General features: G+C 63.3%; 13 protein-coding genes. 9 read left to right on the plus strand and 4 right to left on the minus strand.

Annotated elements, in window-relative coordinates; genetic code table 11:
- Positions 1 to 132: 132 nt before the first annotated feature.
- The gene (locus B0G82_RS23215) at positions 133 to 1,788 is read right to left on the minus strand and encodes a choline dehydrogenase (RefSeq protein WP_121309179.1); all 1,656 of its coding nucleotides are present in this window, start codon (positions 1,786 to 1,788) and stop codon (positions 133 to 135) included.
- Between the two features lie 205 nt (positions 1,789 to 1,993).
- Between B0G82_RS23215 and B0G82_RS23220 the strand changes: the two genes are divergently transcribed.
- Together B0G82_RS23220 and B0G82_RS23225 are read left to right on the plus strand one after the other, a co-directional pair.
- Complete coding sequence (locus B0G82_RS23220; RefSeq protein ID WP_121309180.1) at positions 1,994 to 2,830, plus strand: IclR family transcriptional regulator; 837 nt, start codon at positions 1,994 to 1,996, stop codon at positions 2,828 to 2,830.
- A gap of 118 nt (positions 2,831 to 2,948) precedes the next feature.
- Complete coding sequence (locus B0G82_RS23225) at positions 2,949 to 3,701, plus strand: IclR family transcriptional regulator (RefSeq protein ID WP_106277671.1); 753 nt, start codon at positions 2,949 to 2,951, stop codon at positions 3,699 to 3,701.
- 52 nt (positions 3,702 to 3,753) lie between these two features.
- Here B0G82_RS23225 and B0G82_RS23230 read toward each other — a convergent pair whose 3' ends face one another.
- Positions 3,754 to 5,280, minus strand: coding sequence for a PLP-dependent aminotransferase family protein (locus tag B0G82_RS23230; RefSeq protein ID WP_121309181.1), 1,527 nt, complete (start codon positions 5,278 to 5,280; stop codon positions 3,754 to 3,756).
- Between the two features lie 301 nt (positions 5,281 to 5,581).
- Here B0G82_RS23230 and tauA point away from each other — a divergent pair, with 301 nt between their 5' ends.
- The 7 genes from tauA (at position 5,582) to B0G82_RS23265 (ending at position 14,019) form a co-directional block, all read left to right on the plus strand.
- On the plus strand, positions 5,582 to 6,640 hold the full coding sequence (gene tauA, locus B0G82_RS23235) for a taurine ABC transporter substrate-binding protein (RefSeq protein WP_241974798.1): 1,059 nt from the start codon (positions 5,582 to 5,584) through the stop codon (positions 6,638 to 6,640).
- 32 nt (positions 6,641 to 6,672) lie between these two features.
- Positions 6,673 to 7,488, plus strand: coding sequence for a taurine ABC transporter ATP-binding protein (locus tag B0G82_RS23240; RefSeq protein WP_116123225.1), 816 nt, complete (start codon positions 6,673 to 6,675; stop codon positions 7,486 to 7,488).
- A gap of 97 nt (positions 7,489 to 7,585) precedes the next feature.
- On the plus strand, positions 7,586 to 8,401 hold the full coding sequence (locus B0G82_RS23245; RefSeq protein ID WP_241974999.1) for an ABC transporter permease subunit: 816 nt from the start codon (positions 7,586 to 7,588) through the stop codon (positions 8,399 to 8,401).
- A gap of 222 nt (positions 8,402 to 8,623) precedes the next feature.
- A complete protein-coding gene (gene phnY / locus B0G82_RS23250; protein WP_121309183.1) occupies positions 8,624 to 10,057 on the plus strand; it encodes a phosphonoacetaldehyde dehydrogenase in 1,434 nt (477 codons plus the stop codon).
- A gap of 186 nt (positions 10,058 to 10,243) precedes the next feature.
- The gene (xsc, locus tag B0G82_RS23255) at positions 10,244 to 12,076 is read left to right on the plus strand and encodes a sulfoacetaldehyde acetyltransferase (protein ID WP_199730159.1); all 1,833 of its coding nucleotides are present in this window, start codon (positions 10,244 to 10,246) and stop codon (positions 12,074 to 12,076) included.
- A gap of 147 nt (positions 12,077 to 12,223) precedes the next feature.
- Entirely contained in the window at positions 12,224 to 13,261 is a 1,038-nt protein-coding gene (gene pta, locus B0G82_RS23260) for a phosphate acetyltransferase (RefSeq protein WP_121310797.1), read from the plus strand.
- A complete protein-coding gene (locus tag B0G82_RS23265) occupies positions 13,258 to 14,019 on the plus strand; it encodes a sulfite exporter TauE/SafE family protein (protein ID WP_116123224.1) in 762 nt (253 codons plus the stop codon). Before pta ends, B0G82_RS23265 begins: the two co-directional genes overlap by 4 nt.
- 21 nt (positions 14,020 to 14,040) lie before the next feature.
- Here the strand turns inward: B0G82_RS23265 and B0G82_RS23270 are convergent, their stop codons facing one another.
- Both B0G82_RS23270 and B0G82_RS23275 read right to left on the minus strand, forming a co-directional pair.
- Positions 14,041 to 15,777, minus strand: a complete 1,737-nt coding sequence (locus B0G82_RS23270; RefSeq protein WP_121309184.1) for a cobalt chelatase — start codon at positions 15,775 to 15,777, stop codon at positions 14,041 to 14,043.
- Positions 15,774 to 16,763: an AAA family ATPase gene (locus tag B0G82_RS23275; protein WP_121309185.1), complete on the minus strand. Its 990-nt coding sequence runs from the start codon at positions 16,761 to 16,763 to the stop codon at positions 15,774 to 15,776. Before B0G82_RS23275 ends, B0G82_RS23270 begins: the two co-directional genes overlap by 4 nt.
- Positions 16,764 to 16,875 lie beyond the last annotated feature (112 nt).

Consider the following 16,875-nt stretch of genomic DNA (forward strand, 5'->3'; position numbering starts at 1 on the left):
TAACCCCAGTTGTCTCCTCCGGGGCGGTTTATGTGCAGGCCGCAGGCCATCCATTCACCGGACGTTGCGCGGCTGCGTATTACGGCGGACATCGCCCGCCGTCGTTTTGCACCTGCGACTTCATTTGCTGGATCAAGCGGCCACTTTCGGCGCGGGCGTCGTCGCCACACCTCGATCGACGCCGCTTGCGTCGTGCAGAATCATGTCCGACGCTTTCTCAGCCACCATCACGATCGGCACGTTCGTATTGCCCGACACGAGCGTCGGCATGATCGAGCAATCGACCACGCGGAGCCCTTGCGTGCCGTACACGCGCAAACGTTCATCGACCACCGCGAGCGGATCGCCCGCCGTTCCCATCTTCGCTGTACCAGATGGGTGGAAAATTGTCTGCCCGTACTCCCGGCAGAAATCGAGCAGTTCGTCGTCCGTCTGTGCGTCCGCGCCCGGCCGCACCTCGCGTTTCATCAGCCCGGCCATCGGTTGCGCCGCCGCGACGCGGCGCGCGAAACGCACGCCGGCAACGGTCGTGCGCCGGTCGAGATCGGTGTCCAGATAGTTGGGCTGAATGGACGGCGCCTCACGCGGATCGGCACTGCGAATACGCACCACGCCGCGCGATTCGGGGCGCAACTGGCAGATCGAGTAAGTGCAGCCGGGAAAATCGTGGACGTTGCCACCAGCGGAGTCCGCCGACAACGTGGAGAAGTGGAACTGGATATCCGGAGTCGCCGATTCCTCGGGCAGGGCGCGACAGAACATGCCGCCCTGGTTGATGCCGACCGCGAGCGGGCCGCTGCGCATCAGCGCCCATTGCAGGCCCATCTTCGCGCGCCCCGTCCATGAACGCAGTTGATCGTTGGTCGTGATCGGCTTCGTCACTTCATAGATCAGACGGATTTGCAGATGGTCCTGCAGGTTCTCTCCGACGCCCGCGCGATTGGCCACCACGGGAATGCCGAACTCGCGCAGCAGCGCGGCCGGCCCCACGCCGGACAGTTGCAGCAATTGCGGCGACTGCAATGCGCCGGCCGTCAGAATCACTTCGCGATTGGCTCGCACTTCGCGCAACTCGCCATGTTGCCGATACTGCACGCCACAGGCGCGGGTGCCTTCGAAGAGAACCTTCGAAGCCATCGCATCGGTTTCCACGTGCAGGTTCTGCCGCTGCCGCGCGGGTTTGAGATAAGCAACGGCCGTCGAGCAGCGAAACCCGCGGCGGGTGGTGAGCTGATAGTAGCCGACGCCTTCCTGATCGCCCGTATTGAAGTCGTCGGTGCTTGCCACGCCTAACGAATTCGAGGCCGCGACAAACGCGTCGACCAGTTCGTGGCGCTGCTTGATCGTCGAGGCCCACAGCGGTCCGCCGACACCGCGCGTCGGACCTTCACCCAGTTCGTTATGTTCCAATCGCCTGAAATACGGCAGGCAATCTTGCCAGCTCCAGCCGCGATTGCCGAGCCGTGCCCAGTTGTCGTAATCGTCTCGCTGTCCACGCACATAGATCAGACCGTTGATCGAACTGCTGCCGCCCAGCGTGCGGCCGCGCGGCCAATAGAGCCGGCGATTGTGCATGTTCGGATCGGGATCGGTATAGAAGCCCCAGTTGTAGACCGGGTGAAACATCGTCTTGCCATAGCCGATGGGGATATGAATCCACATGAAGCGGTCGGCGGGGCCGGCTTCGAGTAGACACACCGAGTAGCGGCCGCCTTCGGAAAGCCGGTTCGCCAGCACGCAACCCGCGGATCCCGCGCCGACGACGACGAAATCGAATCGGTCTGCCATGTGACCTGTCTCCTGCATGTTTTATAAAAAGCGGTATGTTTCGTTGAAATTTATGTTCAGCCCGTTTCCTGATCAAGAAATTCCCGCTACTATCGGCTCATCTGAAACAGAAACAGCGCTTTTTGTTTCACTTTCGGAAATGACCGGCCGGCCCGCGCAACGTACGCGGACGCTGGACAGCCACTGATCGATCGCAAGGAAGCGTATGCAAGCACCCTGCTCGTCCCCACGCGGTGAACCTCTCGCCGAGGATTCACGGGCGCTGCGCGCCTTGGCCGTGCTCGAGCAGCTCGCGGCCGCGGGACAGCCGTCTTCGCTTTCGCAACTCTCGCTGCGCCTGCACATTCCCAAGGCCACGCTGATGCGGCTGATCGAATCGCTCGAAGTGCAGGGCTACGTAACGCATCTGCCCGATTCGCGCGGCACGGATCGCGGCATCACGCTGGGCCCGAAGGCGGCGCAGCTCGCGCTCACCACGCTGTCGAATAACACGTTCGGGCGAGCCTGCCGTTCGGTGCTGCGCTCACTGGTGGATGCGCTCGGCGAGACTTGCAACCTCACCGCGCTCGACCGCGACACTGTCCTCTATCTGGAGCGCGTGGAGACCGCCGAGCCGCTGCGCCTGCATCTGCAGCCCGGCACGCGCGTGCCGCTGCATTGCACCGCGAGCGGCAAGCTGTTTCTCTCGCAGATGCCGCCGGCCGAGCGCCGTCCCGTTCTCGCGCGGCTGACGCTGGAGCGCAGAACGCAGAGCACGCTGACGGAACTGAATCTGCTTGAAGCGGAACTCGACCGGCTCGCGGTGCGCGGGGTCGGCATCGACAACGAGGAGCTGGTGCGCGGCATGGTGGCGGTCGCGGTGCCGGTGCGCGATGCCGGCAATGGGCACGTGCTCGCCGCGCTGGCGATTCACGCGCCGACCGCGCGCGCGAGTCTGAACGATTTGCTGAAGGCCGTGCCGAGACTCAAGGACGCGGCGCTGAAGCTCGCCCCGCTGTTATCCGCCGGCCCTTCCACGGAGCATCCGTACCATGAGCGCTGAGGCCTTTCCCATGAGCGATCCGTTAGACACGGCAGAGCCCCCGGGCCGCGACGCCAAGGCCGGACGACCCGAAGCCGAGTTGTACAATGACGCCGATCCATTTTCCGGAACGGCAGGCATGACCAAAGCGGACACTCCGACGCTGCGCGCGTTTGCGTTGCTCGAACACCTCGTCAACACGGACGGCCCGGTTTCGCTTGCCGACATCGCGCAAGATGTCGCATTGCCCAAGGCGTCGCTGCATCGCATGCTGGCTTCGCTGGAGGCGGGCGGTCTGGTGATCCGCGAGCCTGGCCAGAAGAACGCGTACGTGATCGGGCCGCGGCTCGCGCAGCTCGCATTGGGCGTGGTGATGCATTCCGGCGCGCGGCGCCTGCGTCATGCGATCCTCGCGCGTCTGGTGGCCGATCTCGGTGAGACGTGCAATCTCACCATGCTGCATGAAACCGAGGTGCTGTACCTCGACCGCATGGAAGCGCCGTGGCCGCTGCGCCTCGATCTCAAACCCGGTTCACATGTCCCCGCGTATTGCAGCGCGAGCGGCAAACTGCTGCTCTCCATGCTGCCGCGTGAACAGCGCTCGGCGCTCGTGCGCGCGCTGAAGCTCGAACGCTTCACGCAAAACACCATCACCGATCCGGAATTACTGGAAGCGGAACTCGACCGCACCGCGCACAAGCGCATCGCAATCGATAACGAAGAGTTTCTGGCCGGCATCGTGTGCGTGGCGGCGCCCGTAGTCGATGCGAACGGCACCTGTATCGCGGCGATCGCCGTGCATGCTCCGGTTTCGCGCGCGCCGCTCTCACGCGCGCTCGAATTCGTGCCGCGCCTTCAGGAAGCCGCCAGGGAACTCGCGGCAACCTTCTGATGCCTTCTGATGCATTGGCGCTCTTAACGCGCGTCTTTGACTTCGGACGCGGTTAAAGCGCCGGCTTCTGCTTGCGCACGAGTTCGGCCAGCAGACGCATGCCGGCGTCGATCTTGTCGAGCTTGATCGCCGAGAAGCCCATCCGGAAGCAGTTCTTCTGCTCCAGGCCGTCCATGAAGAACACGCCGCCCAGTTCGATCAGAATGCCGTGCTGTTCGGCGTCGTCGGCAAGACGCACGGCGTCGAGCCAGGGCGGACCTTCCACCCAGCACGACGCCCCACCCGTGATCGGGATGTGGCGCGCTTCGGGCAGGTACGTATCGAGCGCCGCCATCAGCGCCAGCGCGCGCTCGCGATAAGCGTGCGCCAATCGGCGCAGCAGCGCGTCGTGATGGCCGAGCGAGAGAAACGTCGCGAACGCACGCTGAATGTACGCCGCCGGATGCCGCACCATGAGACGGCGCAACGCGCGCAATTCCTGCACCAGTTCGCGCGGACCGACGATATAGCCGAGCCGCAAGCCGGGCGCAAACGTCTTCGAAAGACTGCCGATGTAGATCACGCGGTCAGCCTTGTCCAGACTCTTGAGCGCCGGATGCGGCAGGCCCGAGAAGTTGTTCTCGCTCTCGTAGTCGTCTTCGATCAGCACGAAGTCGTGCTTCTGCGCCAGTTCCAGCAACGCATGCCGGCGTTCGATCGGCATGGTGGCCGTGGTCGGGCATTGGTGGCTCGGCGTCACGTAGACATAGTCGCATTGGGCGAACAGGTGCGCGTCTTCAACGGGGCGCACGCCACCCTCGTCGACCGGCAGCGGTATCAGTTGCGCGTTGCGGTTCTCGAAGATGTTGCGCGCGTCCGGATAGCCCGGGTTTTCGAATCCCACCGCAGTGCGCTCACGCGCGAGCAGATCGGCGATCAGATATAAGGCCTGCTGACAGCCGATTGTGATGACGATCTCGTCCGGCATCGCAAACACGCCGCGCCGTGGCAGCACGCGCGTGCGGATCTGCTGGATCAGCGTGTCGTCGTCACGGCCGATCAGGTCAGGCGCCCAGTTGCGGATCTCCATCACCGACAGCGCCTTCATGCAGCATTCCCGCCAGTCGTTAGTCGGAAAGAGCGACTGGTCGAATTGCCCGTAGATAAAGGGATATTCGTAATCCTGCCAGTTGCCCGGCTTGACGATATTGCGCTGCGCGGACGGCCGACGTTGCACGCGCTGGCCCCAATCGGGGCGCGCGGGCGCGTGCTCCTGCTCGCTGCCGGGCAGCGTCTGCGCCGCCTTGAAGCCGTGCCGTCCCTCCAGCATCGCCGGATTGACGAAGTGCCCGCTGCGCTCGCGGGAAATCAGATAGCCCTCCTCCACGAGTTGCTGGTACGCCAGCACGACCGTATTTCTCGCGACGCTCAGTTGATCGGCCAGTTCCCGGCTGGACGGCAACGCGGTCTGCGGCGGCAGTTGGCCGTCCAGAATCGCAGCCACCAGCATCTGGCGAATCTGCCCTTGCAGGCTCATGTTCGAGTCGCTCGGACGCTGGAAACGCTGCGTCCAAAGGGCCGTCGCTGTACGGCTAGACATGCTTCCTCCTGAAAGTGAACGAGCCGCGCCAGTCACGCCAACGCTGCACGTGAGAGCCTTCGGCCGCGTGAGCGGCGACGGCGCGGGCCGGCCAGAACGGCTTGACGCGCCGATGTGGACTCAACGATCGGCGCCGTCTGGCACTAACTTGCTCTATTTTTTACTGACGATACTCGACTCACCCCGTCCAACGCGATTGGGACAAGCACCCGTCGTGGTCATACGAGTTCCATGCTCCACCGACAGCCGCTGTTGAAACCCGCTGATCAAACCGCTGATCAAACCTATTGTGAGACCTATTATGAAACGCCATAAAAACTCGACATTACGGCCGTGGTTCCATCGGACGGCACGTTGCATCCTGTCGCTGGTTTGCGCCGCCACGGCGTGTTTCGCAGTGACGCCCGCCCACGCCGAGGACAAGGAAATCACGATTGCCTACCAGCAGATCGTCGATCCGTGGGTGGTCGGCATCGCGAACGGGTCGATCGCAAAGGCCACCGGCTACAACATCAACTGGCGGCAGTTCGAGTCCGGCGCAAAAGTGGCGACCGCGTTGGCATCCGGCGACGTCAAGGTCGGCGTGATCGGTTCCAGCCCGCTCGCCGCCGCCGTGAGCCAGGGCCTCGATCTGCAACTCTTCTGGATTCTCGACAACATCAACCAGGCCGAAGCGATGGTAGTGCGCAATGGCTCCGGCATCACGAAGCCGGCGGACCTGAAGGGCAAGACCATCGGCGTGCCGTTCGTGTCGACGACCCACTATCACACCATGTTCGCGCTGCAGCACTGGGGCATCAATCCGTCTGACCTGAAGATTCTCAACATGCAGCCTAATCAGATCGTCGCGGCCTGGTCGCGCGGCGACATCGACGCCGCCTATGTGTGGGACCCCGCGCTCGCCGAGTTGAAGAAAAGCGGCAAGGTGCTGATTACCTCCGGCGACCTCTCGAAGCTCGGCAAGCCGACCTTCGACGGCATTGCGGTCGATCGCAAATGGGGCGAGGAACATAAGGACTTCATGGTGAAACTCGTCAAGGCGATCGCCGACGCCGACCAGCAGTACCGCAACGATCCGTCGCAATGGAATGCCAGCTCACCGCAAGCGGCCGCCATCGCGAAGATGATCGGCGGCTCGCCGGCGGAAGTGCCAGCGTCGCTGTCGCTGTACGCGTTCCCCACGGTCAGCGAACAGGCATCCGCGCAATGGCTGGGCGGCGGTACGACGAGCCGCGCCGCGCTCGCACTGAAGGACACGTCGGAGTTCCTGAAGAGCCAGAAACAGATCGGCACCGTGTTGCCGGACTACTCGAAATTCGTGACACCGGCTTATGCCGAAGCCGCCGCGCAACTCAAATGACGTAACCGTGATCCGCGAGATCAGGAGGCAACATGGAAAACATGACAGTCAGAAACGTGAGCGTGGTGTTTCCGGGGCGGCGCCCCGGCCAGACCGTGCAGGCGCTCGACGATATCAACCTGACGATCCGCTCGGGTGACTTCGTGGTCGCGCTGGGCGCATCCGGCTGCGGCAAGACCACGTTGTTATCGCTGATGGCCGGCTTCATCGCACCGAGCCGCGGCGAGTTGCTGCTCGGCGGCGAGCCCATTGCGGGGCCGGGGGCGGACCGCGGCGTGGTGTTCCAGAAGCATGCGCTCCTGCCGTGGTTGAACGTGATCGACAACGCGGAATTCGGCCTCAAGCTGCAAGGCGTGCCGCGCGCGCAGCGGCGCGAAATCGCCGTGCGCAATCTCGCGCTGGTCGGCTTGCAGGACTTCCACAAGCACATGATCTATCAGCTCTCCGGCGGCATGCAGCAGCGCGTCGGCATTGCCCGCGCGCTCACCTGCGATCCGGCGATGCTGCTGATGGACGAGCCAATGGCCGCGCTCGACGCGCTCACTCGCGAAACCATTCAGGAGCTTCTGCTCGACGTCTGGAAGAAGACCAACAAGATGTTTTTCTTCATCACGCACAGCGTGGAGGAGGCGCTGTTCCTCGCGAGCCGGCTGATCGTGATGTCGCCGCGTCCCGGGCGCATCACGCATACCTACGAACTGGACTTCAATCGCCGTTTTCTCGAAACGCGCGACGCACGGGCGATCAAATCGAGTCCCGATTTCATCGCGATGCGCGAGCAGGTTCTCAACATCATTTACGGCGACGAGAAGATGCACGGCGCCGAGGCGGGAGTCGCTCATGCTTAGTTCTAAATCCGCTCATGCCGTGTTGCACGGCGAGGCCGCGAAAATGGAGACGAACTCGCCGATCCAGCCGCCCCGCAGACCGGGCCGTGGACCTCGTATGCTCGCGAAGAAGCCCGCCCGGCCCGGCGACACGTTCGGCGTGCCGGGACAAGGCAGCAGCGTCGCCACCAGCCTGATCACCGTGGCCGCGTTCCTTGCGCTCTGGTTTGCGGCGACCAATCTGCACTGGATCAAGCCGCTGTTCCTGCCATCGCCACAGGCCGTCTACGCAAAGTTCATCTATGTAGCGACGGAAGGCTTCGCCAATTCGACGCTCGCCCAGCACACCGGCATCAGCTTGCTGCGGGTGTTCGGCGCGTTCGCACTCGCCTGTCTCACGGCGATACCCGTCGGCGTGATGATGGGCGTGTCGCGCTTCGCGCGCGGTGCGTTCGATCCGCCGATCGAATTCTACCGGCCGTTGCCGCCGCTCGCGTACTTGCCGCTCATCATCATCTGGTTCGGCATCGGCGAATTCTCGAAGGTGCTGCTGATCTACCTGGCGATCTTCGCGCCGCTCGCAATCGCGGCCCGCGCAGGCGTGCGGTCGGTGTCGATCGAGCAGATTCACGCCGCGTATTCGATGGGCGCCTCGCGCACGCAAGTGGTGCTGTACGTGATCCTCAAGTCGGCGATGCCGGAGATCTTTACCGGCATGCGGATCGGCATCGGCGTGGGCTGGACCACGCTGGTGGCCGCCGAAATGGTCGCCTCGACCAGCGGCCTCGGCTTCATGGTGCTCAACGCCGCGGAATTTCTCGCGAGCGATGTGGTGATCATGGGGATCATCGTGATCGGGTTCTTTGCGCTGTGCTTCGATTTGCTGATGCGTTATATCGAGCGCGTGCTGGTGCCTTGGAAAGGGAAGGTTTGACGAGGCTGCACCGCAGTTCAGTTCGTTGACAAGGGCCCTTCTTTCGGGCCCTTTCTTTTTTGCGTCATGTCGTGACACGGCGCTGGACTCAGCGACTCCCCCACGCTGGCTCTACCCCGCGGGCGTGCCCAACGGCACTATCGACCTCAACGGTACGACATTTACCTTCCACCATCGTCAATCCAGCCAGGGGGCCGCGTGAACGCCATCTTCAAACCACGGATGCCTACTGCAATTCGGCACGAAGCCATGCGCATCGGCGGCGAAAGGGTCACGCGCGCCGAGGTCATCGAAGTATTCAACCCTTTTACGCGCGAACTGGTCGGCACCGTTCCAAAAGCCACCGTGGACGACGTGCGTCATGCTTTCGAATACGCGCACGCGTATCGCGCCAAACTCACACGCTATGAGCGCGCACAGATCCTGCGACTCGCGGCGGATATCGTGCGCGAGCGGACCGGCGAAATCGCCGACCTGATTACCGCGGAATCAGGGCTCTGCAAAAAAGATTCGCTCTACGAAGCCGGCCGCGTCAGCGACGTATTGGTCTTCGGCGCCAATGAAGCGCTGAAAGACGACGGCCAGATTTTCTCCTGCGATCTGACACCGCACGGCAAACAGCGCCGCGTCTACACGCAGCGCGAACCGCTGCTCGGCGTGATCTGCGCGATCACGCCGTTCAATCATCCGATGAACCAGGTGGCGCACAAGATCGTGCCGTCCATCACGACCAATAATCGGATCGTCGTCAAGCCGTCGGAAAAGGTGCCGCTGTCCACCTGCCTGCTCGCCGATATTCTCTACAGCGCCGGCCTGCCGCAACAGATGCTCCAGGTGGTGACGGGCGACCCCAAAGACATCGCCGACGAACTCATCACGAACCGGCACATGGACCTGATCACGTTCACGGGCGGCGTCGCCATCGGCAAATACATCGCGAACACAATGGGGTATCGGCGCGCGGTTTTAGAGCTGGGCGGCAATGATCCGATCATCGTGATGGAAGACGCGGATCTCGACGAAGCGAGCACGCTGGCCGTTTCCGGCTCGTACAAGAACTCGGGACAGCGCTGCACCGCGATCAAGCGGATGCTCGTGCATGAAGCGGTGGCGGACCGCTTCGTCGAACTGCTGGTGGAGAAGACCCGCGCGATACGCTACGGCGACCCGGCCGATCCCGCCACCGACATGGGCACTGTGATCGACGAAGACGCCGCGAAATTCTTCGAAGCGCAAGTCAACGACGCCGTGAGCCGCGGCGCGAAGCTGCTGCTCGGCAACGTGCGCCGCGGCGCGCTCTATTCGCCGACCGTGGTCGATCACGTCACGCCGGATATGCCGCTCGTTCGTTATGAAACCTTCGGGCCGGTTTCGCCGGTCATCCGCTTCCGCGATATCGACGAAGCGATCCGACTCTCCAACTCCACCGATTACGGCCTGTCCTCGTCCGTCTGCACGAACCGGCTCGACTACATCACGCGCTTTGTCGCGGAGTTGGAGGTGGGCAGCGTGAACGTGCGCGAGGTGCCGGGATACCGGCTCGAACTGACGCCGTTCGGCGGCATCAAGGATTCGGGGCTCGGCTACAAGGAAGGTGTCCAGGAAGCGATCAAGAGCTTCACCAACGTCAAGACGTACTCGTTGCCGTGGCAGTAAGGCCGTAAGCGGCCACCGCTGCCACGGCGCAAGCTGCAACCCGCAAAACAGCACATTTTTTTGATACAAAACGTTCCATTTATTTGAATTTTGGTTGACTGACGGAAACCACTGGCCTACATTTCAGACACCAAGCATTTTTCGGTATTTTTTGTTCCATTTATCTCAAAGAGCTGGAGACACCCCATGAGCGAGCAGAATCCTTCCCCGCGTGACGCTACCGCCGACAACCGTGCCAGCGGCCCGCAGGCCATGACGCCGTCGGAAGCGTTTGTCGAAACCCTGGCGGCCAACGGCGTGACCGATATGTTCGGCATCATGGGCTCCGCCTTCATGGACGCCATGGACATCTTCGCGCCCGCCGGCATCCGTCTGATTCCGGTGGTGCACGAGCAAGGCGCCGGTCACATGGCCGACGGTTATTCGCGCGTCTCGGGACGTCACGGCGTGGTGATCGGCCAGAACGGCCCCGGCATCAGCAACTGCGTCACCGCCATTGCGGCGGCCTATTGGGCGCACAGCCCGGTCGTGATCGTCACGCCGGAGGCCGGCACCATGGGCATCGGTCTGGGCGGCTTCCAGGAAGCCAAGCAACTGCCCATGTTCCAGGAGTTCACCAAGTATCAAGGCCACGTCACCCATCCGGCGCGTATGGCCGAATTCACGGGCCGCTGCTTCGACCGCGCGATGGCGGAAATGGGACCGACCCAGCTCAACATTCCGCGCGATTACTTCTACGGGCAGGTCAAGGTGGAGATTCCGCAGCCGCAGCGTCTCGATCGCGGCGCGGGCGGCGAGCAAAGCCTGAACGAAGCGGCTGAACTGCTCGCGCAAGCCAAGTTCCCGGTGATCATTTCCGGCGGCGGCGTGGTGATGGCCGATGCGATCGAAGAATGCAAGGCGCTCGCCGAACGCCTGAACGCGCCGGTCGTCAACAGCTATCTGCACAACGATTCGTTCCCCGCCAACCATCCGCTTTGGTGCGGTCCGCTCGGCTATCAGGGCTCGAAGGCGGCGATGAAGCTGCTGTCGCGCGCCGACGTCGTGATCGCGCTCGGCTCGCGCCTCGGACCGTTCGGCACGTTGCCGCAGCACGGCATGGACTACTGGCCGACCAACGCGAAGATCATCCAGATCGATGCGGACCACAAGATGCTCGGCCTGGTGAAGAAAATTTCGGTGGGCATCTGCGGCGACGCGAAGGCCGCCGCCGTCGCGCTGACCGAGCGCCTTGCGGGACGCAAGCTCGCAAGCGAAGCCACGCGCGAGGAACGCGGCGCTCAGATCGCATCCGAGAAAGCCGCCTGGGAAAAAGAACTCGACGACTGGACGCACGAACGCGACGCCTACAGCCTCGACATGATCGAGGAGCAGAAGCACGAACGCACGCCCGGCGGCGGCGCTTATCTGCATCCGCGCCAGGTGCTGCGCGAACTGGAAAAGGCCATGCCTGAAGACGTGATGGTCTCGACCGATATCGGCAACATCAACTCGGTGGCCAACAGCTATCTGCGCTTCAACAAGCCGCGCAGTTTCTTCGCGGCGATGAGCTGGGGCAATTGCGGCTACGCGTTTCCGACCATTATCGGCGCCAAGGTTGCCGCGCCGCACCGTCCGGCTGTGTCGTATGCAGGCGATGGTGCATGGGGCATGAGCCTGATGGAAACCATGACCTGTGTGCGCCACAACATTCCGGTGACGGCAGTGGTGTTCCACAACCGTCAGTGGGGCGCGGAGAAGAAGAACCAGGTGGACTTCTACAATCGCCGCTTCGTGGCGGGCGAACTCGACAACCAGAGCTTTGCGGCGATTGCCCGCGCGATGGGCGCCGAAGGCATCGTGGTGGATCGTCTCGAAGATGTGGGCCCGGCGCTCAAGCGTGCGATCGACGCGCAGATGAACCACGGCAAGACCACCATCATCGAGATCATGTGTACGCGTGAACTGGGCGACCCGTTCCGCCGCGACGCGCTCTCCAAGCCGGTGCGCATGCTCGACAAGTACAAGGACTACGTCTGAGCGTGTCATGCGGCGCGGGCGGCCTCCGTGTTCAAGCGGACCGAGGCCGCCGCGCTCACCGGCCGGAAACAGCGCGCATTCTTTTCACGCGCGCTGTCTCCGGCTTCTTCGTTCCAGATCTCACTACCTCTGCAATCGGCCACGCTTATGAAAGCCATCAACCGCATCATTGAACACGCGCGCCGTTCGCCGATGCGTATCGTGCTAAGCGAGGCCGAGGACCCGCGCGTGTTGCAGGCGGCGCAGCGCGCGAGCCGCGAAGGCATTGCGCGCATTCTGCTGGTGGGCGACGCCGCGCGCATCCGCGATGCCGCCGCCCGCTTCGACGTCGATCTAAACGGTATGGAACTGGTGGACCCCGCCGCTTCGGCGCTCGCATCGTTATATGCCGACGAATTGTTCGCATTGCGCAGCAAGAAGGGCATGACGCTCGAACAGGCGCAGAAAGAAATCCTCAACCCTTTGTGCTTCGCGAACCTGATGGTGCGCCTCGGCCACGCCGACGGTTCCGTGTCCGGCGCGGTCAACACCACCGCCGACGTGGTGCGCACCGCGATCCAGATCATCGGCATTGCGCCTTCATTCAAACTCGTCTCGAGCTTCTTTCTGATGATGTTGTGCGAGCCGTTCCACACGCTCAAAGGTGGCCTGATCTTTTCCGATTGCGCACTCGTGGTGGAGCCCGATGCCGCCCAGCTCGCCGAGATCGCGATGGCCGCGGCGGACAGCGCAAAAAGCCTGCTGATGGACGAACCGCGCGTGGCCATGCTCTCGTTTTCGACGAGCGGCAGCGCGCATCATGCGGCAGTCGACAAAGTGGTCAACGCAACCCACATCGTGCAGGAACGCCGCCCGCATCTCGCAATCGACGGCGACGTTCAACTCGACGCGGCCATCGTCTCCGAAATCGCGCTGCGCAAGGTCAAGCATTCGCAAGTTGAAGGCCACGCCAACGTGCTGGTGTTTCCGAGTCTTGAGGCGGGCAATATCGGCTACAAGCTGGCCGAGCGGATCGGCGGCGCGAAGGCGATCGGCCCCTTGCTGCAAGGCCTGCGCAAGCCCGCCAACGACCTCTCGCGCGGTTGCAGCGCGGACGACATCTACTACGTCACCGCCGTCACCGCGGTGCAGGCGCAAGCCGCGCTCACGCATCCCGACGCCCTCCTCACGCCGTCTCGTTCATGATCGTTCAGAAGTTGCTGCCCCTGCTCGCGCTGATGGGCGTCGCGAGCTATTTTCAAACCATCACCGGCTTCGGTCTGAGCATGATCGTGATCGGCGCGGCCAGCGGCCTGGACCTGGCGCCGGTCACGAGTCTCGCCGCTTTGCTCAGTCTCGTGACGCTCGCCAACAGCGCAGCCGCCTTGCCCGGCAAACTGCATCACATCGACTGGCGCGCGGTGGGCGCCGCTACGTTGGGCATTCTGCCGTCGGTGGTGGCGGGCGTGCTGGTGCTGGATCTGTTGAGCAATTCGGCTTCCAGCGTATTGCAACTGCTGCTGGGCGCCGTGGTGCTGTATGGCGGCTTGAGCGCGGCGCTGCGGCCGGCGCCGCTCGCTTGCCGCTCGGGCGACCGGAGTTTCTTCGTGAGCGGCCTGTTCGGCGGTCTGCTGAGCGGGATGTTCGGCGTATCCGGGCCGCCGTTGATTTTCCAGTTCTATCGCCAGCCGCTCTCACTCATGCAGATCCGCTACGCGTTGATTCTGATCTTCACGGTGACTTCGATCACTCGTACGCTGTTCAGCGCGTATGAGGGCCAACTCGACGCCGATATCTGGATGCAGGCCGCGTTCGCGGTCCCGGTCGTCGCGCTAATGACGCTCGTCGCGCGGCAGTATCCGCCGCCGCTGTCGGGTGTGATGACACGCCGCATCGCATACGCGATTCTGGTGGTGATCGGCGGCTCGCTGATCCTGCATGCGTTGCAGCAGTTGCTCCGTTAAGACGCCGCGGACACACGCGCCCTAGCGCCGCGCGCCGATCCAGCCGACGAGTTCGGCAAACAGCGACATGTCAGGCGGCGTGGACAGATCGACCGCTAGGCAACGGCGGTAATACGGACTGAGATCGAGTCCGACGCCAAGGCCCAGCAACTCGACATCGCGCGCGGCTTCGTTGCGCGCCACCACTTGCTTCAGATGATTGTCGAGGTAGTAGTGGTCGTTGACCTGGGCGGTCGCACTGTCCATCGGACTGCCGTCTGAAATCACGACGAGAATCCGCCGCGCCTCGGCACGCGCGCGCAGCCGCGTGCAGGCCCAGTCGACCGCTTCGCCGTCCACGCCTTCGCGGAACAGATCGGCCTTGAATAATGCCGCGATGTCGGCGCGAGCTCGCCGCCAGCTAGTCGCCGCATCCTTGAAGACGAGGTGTGCGACCTCGTTGAGCCGCCCCGGATGCGACGGCCGGCCGCCGGCCAGCCAGTCTTGCCGCGCACGGCCGCCGTTCCAGGCGCCGGTCGAGAAGCCCAGCACCTCGCTCGCGACCCCCGCCTGATCGAGCGCGCGCGTGAGCACGTCAACCAGCATCGCCACCGGCTCGATATAGGTTCGCATGGACCCCGAACAATCGATGAGAAAACTCACCACGCAATCAGCAATCGGCTTGTGCCGTTCGAGTAAAAACAGGCGCCGCTCGGCCGGCGAGCTGACCAGTTGGGACAGACGCCGGCCGTCGATACGGCCGTGCTCTTCACCGAACGACCAGCCGTCGCGCTGCGGCACGGCAAGCGCGGCCTTGAGCGCATACGCGAGCCGCGGCACGTTGATGCGCTGCGCGGCAATACGCTTGTCGAGCTGGTCGCGGTATTGCGCCAGCAATTCGCCGCGGATGCGCGAGCCCGGCACGAACTCACGGTCATAGCGCGTGGTGTACGCCAGGTAGCGATGCTCGGCCTCTCTGAGCACGCGGCTTTCGCCGGTGGCGGCGAGACCCATGTCGACCTGCTCGCCGTCGTCGGTATCGAACCAGAGTGCGAACATGGCACGCACCGCTTCGTCGTCTTCCGGCGTCTGGGCTTCTGCATCTTCGACGGACTGCGCACGCGCGTCACGCATCATCTGACTAACGAGACGGGCCAATACGCGCGCATGAAGTGCAAACTCGCCCTGCTCCGTTCTATGCCGCCGCAGCGCCGCGAGCGGCACGCCCACGGTCGGCGTGATCGCGGCGCGCGTGGCCTCAATCAGACCTTCTGTTTCTTCCAGCACCGGCCAGCCCGACAGACGCGACCAGACTATCTGGGCCACCGTGTAAAGCAGAATGCCGAGGTGGCCATCGGTCAGTCCCGTGCGATAGAAAGCCCGTGACCATGTTTCGAAACGATGGCGCAGATTCTGCGCGAGTCCCGGCATGCCGGCCGGCGCAAGCGCTTCGCAACGTAGCTGCTCGAACAGTTCGAACAGGAGTCGCTCGACCGGCTCGGCCTGTTCAGTGGGACATAGACTCGCGTGGAGATTCGCGTCGGAATGCGTGAGGCGTAATGCTGCGCCGTCCGCGGCACCGCGCAAGGAACGCAGATCATCCAGTTGCGGGTCCGTGCGCAGATGCGGCGCATGCAGATGCACCGGACGCAGGCCACGGTACAAACGGCCGGCTCGGTAATGCAGCTCGGCGTCGCCGGTCAATGCGCGCACCGCCGCCGCGCACAGATTCTGACGCTGTTCAGCGCGGCGTGTCGCTTGCCGCTCGGCAGGCGTCATTGCGGCACCGTCGAGCGCATCTCGCGCTCCGCCGTGCTTTCCAGTTCCCTATCGAAGCAGCGCTGGAAATACTCGGCCACGATGGATCGCTCTGCTTCGTCGCATTTGTTGACGAAGGTCAGGCGAAACGCCATGGCCGGATCGCGGAAGATCTGGCAGTTTTCCGCCCAATCGATCACGGTGCGCGGCGACATCAGCGTGGATAGATCGCCGGTAGCGAAACCTTTGCGCGTCAGTTCCGCCACACTGATCATCGACTCGATCAGCGCGCGGCCGCTCTCGTCGGCGAGTTCGGGCACACGCGCCAGCACGATGCCGGCCTCCTCGGCACGCGGCAGATAGTTGAGCGTGGCGACCACATTCCAACGGTCCAGCTGCGCGTGATTCAACAACTGCGTGCCGTGGTACAACCCGTTCAGATTGCCGAGGCCGACCGTGTTGGTCGTAGCGAACAAGCGGAAATACGGATGTGGATGAATCACGCGGTTCTGATCGAGCAGCGTGAATTTGCCGTCGCGCTCGAGAATGCGCTGGATCACGAACATCACGTCGGGACGGCCCGCGTCGTATTCGTCGAAGATCAACGCCATGGGCCGTTGCAGCGCCCACGGCACGATACCTTCCTGAAACTCGGTGACCTGCACGTCGTCGCGCACGATGATGGCGTCTTTGCCCACCAGATCGAGACGGCTGATATGGCCGTCGAGATTCACCCGCACGCACGGCCAGTTCAGACGCGCCGCAACCTGTTCGATATGCGTGGATTTGCCCGTGCCATGCAAGCCCTGCACCATCACGCGGCGCTCGCGCATGAAGCCGGCGAGAATCGCCAGCGTCACTTCTGGATTGAAGCGATATACCTCGTCGATTTCCGGAACGTGGTCGTCGCGTTCGCTGAAGGCCGGCACCATCAAGCTTGAGTCGATGCCAAACAACGTGCGCACCGAGACCATCCGGTCCGGCTTGCCTGTCACGATATCGGTCACTACGGTCTCCTCGTGCTTCGTCACGACTGCGGCCCTCGGCCAACAGGTTGGCGGCGCGGCCTCGCCGGTCCATCATACGCACTTTCTTTTTTCGATACAAATCATCTCGTTT

This window comes from Paraburkholderia sp. BL17N1, assembly GCF_003634175.1.
Taxonomy (GTDB): Bacteria; Pseudomonadota; Gammaproteobacteria; order Burkholderiales; family Burkholderiaceae; genus Paraburkholderia.